At 41.7% G+C, this 4,626-nt stretch carries 5 protein-coding genes and 2 pseudogenes; all 7 read right to left on the bottom strand.

Translation table 11 applies throughout. The features are described from left to right. A pseudogene (locus B9T16_RS26005) lies at positions 1-186 on the bottom strand (Uma2 family endonuclease); the annotation flags it as partial. 87 nt (positions 187-273) lie between these two features. Beyond that, on the bottom strand, positions 274-1,038 hold the full coding sequence (locus B9T16_RS26000; RefSeq protein ID WP_410246116.1) for a Uma2 family endonuclease: 765 nt from the start codon (positions 1,036-1,038) through the stop codon (positions 274-276). Positions 1,039-1,191: 153 nt separating this feature from the next. Next, positions 1,192-1,593, bottom strand: coding sequence for an arsenate reductase, glutathione/glutaredoxin type (arsC, locus tag B9T16_RS25995; RefSeq protein ID WP_410246115.1), 402 nt, complete (start codon positions 1,591-1,593; stop codon positions 1,192-1,194). 26 nt (positions 1,594-1,619) lie between these two features. After that, complete coding sequence (gene arsH / locus B9T16_RS25990; protein ID WP_006618237.1) at positions 1,620-2,264, bottom strand: arsenical resistance protein ArsH; 645 nt, start codon at positions 2,262-2,264, stop codon at positions 1,620-1,622. 7 nt (positions 2,265-2,271) lie between these two features. Next, positions 2,272-3,420, bottom strand: a complete 1,149-nt coding sequence (gene arsB, locus B9T16_RS25985; protein ID WP_410246114.1) for an ACR3 family arsenite efflux transporter — start codon at positions 3,418-3,420, stop codon at positions 2,272-2,274. Positions 3,421-3,959: 539 nt separating this feature from the next. Next, entirely contained in the window at positions 3,960-4,193 is a 234-nt protein-coding gene (locus B9T16_RS25980; RefSeq protein ID WP_410246113.1) for a hypothetical protein, read from the bottom strand. A gap of 222 nt (positions 4,194-4,415) precedes the next feature. Continuing rightward, positions 4,416-4,626, bottom strand: a pseudogene (locus B9T16_RS25975) (transposase); the annotation flags it as partial.

Raw genomic sequence — 4,626 nt, 5'->3', positions numbered from 1 at the left:
ACCCGCCGCATAATACATAAATTGGTCAGCCAAAACCGTCGCTTTTCGGTCTTTTAGGTATTCTTTCAGAACTAGCATAGTCGCCATTAGAACGTAAACATGATCATAAGTTTCTGCCAAGGGTTCTCCGTCCCTACTGGGATAAAAAACATCAGTTTTATGGGTCAGGCTGTCAACTGCTATCATAATTCCTAACTCCGCACTTTACTAATATATATTATAGCTGATTATCTAAATTTGGGAGTTAAGCAACCCCCAAACACCTAGATAATTTTACTTTGATAAATCTCCAAATTGCTGGCGATATTGATTTAATAATGCTGCTAATTCATCCGCCCGTTGTTTTTCCGTTTCTGCCCGTTGTTTTTCCGTTTCTGCCCGTTGTTTTTCCGTTTCTGCCCGTTGTTTTTCCGTTTCTACCCGTTGTTCAGCTTCTATCCTCGCCAAAGTAGCCTCTTGCAAAGCCGCGTATAACTCATCAGGAATTAGCAATTTTTGGCCGTTATCTTCTCGGTAAAAATCGATAATTTTACCGGAGACTTGTAAACGTAAATCCAGAGTTTCACTGCGGTTATCCGTAATTAATTGGTAACTATCTCCCACTAAACGATAACCCCGCAATTGTTCAGTTATCCACTGCCCTTTCGGGTCAAATAACCAGTATTCTTTCACCTCCAAACTTTCATAGAGATTCTTCTTAACCGTTTGGTCTTGTTCTTTTGTACTCGGAGAAGTCATCTCAAAAATCACAGCCGGAACTTGTCCCTCTTCCCAAATTTTATAGTTATCCCTTCCCCCCGGTTCCACATCAAAAATCACCATCACATCAGGGGCTACCCGCAACTTAGGGAAACCCGCCGCATAATACATAAATTGGTCAGCCAAAACCGTCGCTTTTCGGTCTTTTAGGTATTCTTTCAGAACTAGCATAGTCGCCATTAGAACGTAAACATGATCATAAGTTTCTGCCAAGGGTTCTCCGTCACTACTGGGATAAAAAACATCAGTTTTATGGGTCAGGCTGTCAACTGCTATCATAATTCCTAACTCCGCATTAGCACTGATATATATTATACACCCCACCCTAGACTAACTGGGCTGATATAAGATTGACCGAAATAACTAGATCTTATTAAAACCAGATTCTGTGGTGAATTAACAACAGTAACCCACCCCAGAACCTCAATCAGGTTAGTTATCCTGTAACAATGTTTTAATCAACTTTTCCACCCTTTCTCTAACCTCCTCCCTAACCCTGGGGAAAATCTCCGGCTTTTCCGCTGGGTCGTCTAATTGCCAATCCTCAAATATCTCCCGTGTTAGCCATTCCTCTGGTAAATTAACACCGCAACCACAGAGGGAAATTACTGCGTCATAATCTTCGGGTTTAAATTCACTTAAAGCATTAGAAGTTTGGTTGCTAATATCAATGTCAACATCTGCCATGGCTTTGATAGCATAAGGGTTGACTTCGCTGCTTTCCAGTCCTGAACTGGTCACGGCTATTTTATCTTTTCCCATTACCTTAGCAAACCCCTCAGCAATTTGGGAACGAGAGGAATTTTTTTTGCAAACAAACATGACTTTTTTCATGGTTTCTCCAGAATTGTAATTGACAATTAAAGTGCTTTTTGTGCCGTTTCAATAACTGCTTTTTTGGCGAGTTCTTGGCGTTCACTGTGGCGGTCAGTTAAGTAATCCACCTTGTCCCGCAATAATAGGGTGAATTTATAGAGTTCTTCCATGACATCAATCACCCGATCGCGATAAGGTGAATCTTTCATAGTTCCATCCTCATTAAACTCTTGATAAGCCTTAGCAACTGAGGATTGATTGGGAATGGTAAACATTCGCATCCAACGCCCCAAAATTCGCATGGTATTCACGGCATTAAAAGACTGGGAACCCCCGCTAACTTGCATCACCGCTAGAGTTTTACCCTGAGTAGGTCTAACCGCGCCAATACTCAAAGGTATCCAGTCAATTTGGTTTTTCAGAATACCAGTAATATTACCGTGCATTTCTGGGGATGACCAAACTTGACCTTCTGACCATTGACTAAGTTCGCGCAATTTTTGAACTTCTGGGTGAGACTCATCAAAGCGATCGCGTAACGGTAAATCATGGGGATGGAAAAAACGAACTTCCGCACCCATATCGGTAATAATTTTAGCGGCTTCTTCTGCTAGTAAGCGACTGTACGATCGCGTTCTTAATGAACCATACAAAAACAGGATTCTGGGAGGATGATCAAAATTAGTCATGATTCAATTAACACTTTAAACAACGGGGGTCTAGCAGTGTAGCTTTTTCCGGTTCTCGCGGAAACCAAAAAGCCGTTTTTTGGCAAAATTTCACCAGCATTAACATCACCGGAACCTCAATTAATACCCCCACCACAGTTGCTAAAGCCGCCCCAGAATTTAAACCAAACAGTGTCACCGCCGTAGCGATCGCTACTTCAAAATGATTACTCGCGCCAATTAAAGAAGCTGGCGCAGCATCCTCATAGGATAGCTTCATTTTCAAAGCCGCCACATAGGTAATCAAAAAGATAAAATTGGTTTGCAGAAATAGTGGCACAGCAATTAACAGAATATGCAGGGGATTTTCCACAATTAAATCACCCTTAAAAGCAAACAGCAAAATCAGGGTAATTAATAAAGCCGCCGTAGCCACAGGACTTAAATATTTCAGGAACTCTCTTTCAAACCAAGCCTTTCCTTTATACTGAAAAATCAAATAGCGAGTATACATCCCCGCCGCCAGTGGCAAACCCACATAAATCAGGACTGATAATAAAATAGTTTGCCAAGGTACAGTTAAGTTATTTGCCGACAGCAACCACCGTCCCAATGGTGCGTATAAAAACAGCATCATCAGCGAATTAACCGCCACCATAACCAGGGTAAGTCCTTGGTTGCTGTAGGAGAGATAACCCCACATTAAAACCATGGCTGTACAGGGGGCAATTCCCAATAATATAGTACCGGCGATATAGGAATCAGCGATGGGAATTTCTGCCCCTCTTAATATCTCAGTTCCGGTGATAATTGGTCGAAATAACCACCCCAGAAAAAACCGCGAAAAAGCTACCATGGTAAACGGTTTAATTAGCCAATTCACTACCATTGTTAATAGCACTGGCTTAGGTGCTTTAGCCGCATTAACTGCCTGGGTAAAGTCAATTTTAACCATGATGGGATACATCATGAAAAACAGACAAATTGCGATGGGAATTGACACCTGATAAATGCTCATTGAATCCAGGGTTACGGCGACCCCTGGAAACAATCGACCCAGGACAATACCTGCTATAATACAGAGAATCACCCACAGGGTTAGGTACTTTTCAAAAACGTTTAATTTACCCCCTGCTTGCACCGCTGATTTATTGATTTGTGGTGAATCATTACTCATGTTAAATCCTGACTATTAGGACTTGGTTTAATCCCCATATCTAAATTGAGGGACTAAATACATACCCCACGGGGACCCAGAAACCTAATTAATCAGGCCTCTAGTCCCTGTCAAGTTGGGTATAGTGTCTATTATTTCAAAAAAAATTGATATGTCAAGTAGGCAGAATATCTATAATCTGGCAAAAATGGCGGAGAGCGTATGGGCTATAATCCTGTATGGTAAGTAAATACAGACAATTTTGGCAGAGCAAATTTTATCAATAAGTTGTTTAATTGCGATTATGGTCATATATAGAAATCAAAAAATATTGATATTGTCTCCTTCCCAGAGATGGCTAGTGGAGACTTGGGTTTTACCATTAGCCCCAGAGTCAGATTAGGAATAGAGGCGAAGCGTTTACTTTAGTCTTGGAATTGTAGCAGTTCAGATTGGTATCCAGGGACTTGATGCGATCGCTTTTTTGTCCTAGCTGGGAATTTGTACTTATATTGTCCATTTTCCCAGTAGGTTGTCCCCAATTGGGCCAGTCTGATTAATTACTCCTTGGCTTTTTCTCTGGGATGGTTAATCGGGCCAGTGCGATCGCTTAATCGTGTTGGGTACTGCCTATATTGATTTAGGATTGTGTAAATCAGCTTCATTAGTTCGTTGTCTCTGGAGTTAACCTCTGATATCAGTTTCTGGTTTTGCTTCATTAACTGCCAGACTAAAAAAACTGTAATGCCATCAGTTCCTAGTTTGACTATATCTGGTAATACGTTAGAATCCATCGTTGTTGATTTCGTTGTCTTTTAAGTTCAATTCATCAGTGCGAGACGTTGAGGCATCAAATAGGGCTGCAATGCCCGAAATAACTGCCTAGTGGGGACTCCAACCCCTTGGTTGGATATATAGCACAAGACAGGAAAGTTAGGACGTATAATGGAGAGGACGAGATGACTAAGAAGACCAAAAATGCCAGCCCCCTATAGTTATAGCATTAGTCAAGGTGGTTAGGACGCAGCTTTGAGAACGGAATCCATGGCATCATCGAGAGAATCAAACTGCTCACGTGCAATGGCGAATGCGGGCTTTCAACCACGACCAACATTTCTCTATCTTGTTGAGGTCTGGCGAATAAGGTGGTAGATAGAGCAAACGGCATTGAGCCGCCTCCACTAGCTCAGGAATCCGTCCCCCTTTATGAAACGTTGCATTGTCTAG

Source organism: Arthrospira sp. PCC 8006 (genome assembly GCF_046480465.1).
GTDB classification, from domain to species: domain Bacteria; phylum Cyanobacteriota; class Cyanobacteriia; order Cyanobacteriales; family Microcoleaceae; genus Limnospira; species Limnospira platensis.
This window is presented reverse-complemented; position numbering and strand designations above follow the sequence as displayed.

Excerpts from the sequence above, each read along its gene's own strand:
- B9T16_RS26000 (WP_410246116.1), bottom strand. The coding sequence starts at position 1,038 with ATGATAGCAGTTGACAGCCTGACCCATAAAACTGATGTTTTTTATCCC.
- arsC (WP_410246115.1), bottom strand. The coding sequence starts at position 1,593 with ATGAAAAAAGTCATGTTTGTTTGCAAAAAAAATTCCTCTCGTTCCCAA.
- arsH (WP_006618237.1), bottom strand. The coding sequence starts at position 2,264 with ATGACTAATTTTGATCATCCTCCCAGAATCCTGTTTTTGTATGGTTCA.
- arsB (WP_410246114.1), bottom strand. The coding sequence starts at position 3,420 with ATGAGTAATGATTCACCACAAATCAATAAATCAGCGGTGCAAGCAGGG.
- B9T16_RS25980 (WP_410246113.1), bottom strand. The coding sequence starts at position 4,193 with ATGGATTCTAACGTATTACCAGATATAGTCAAACTAGGAACTGATGGC.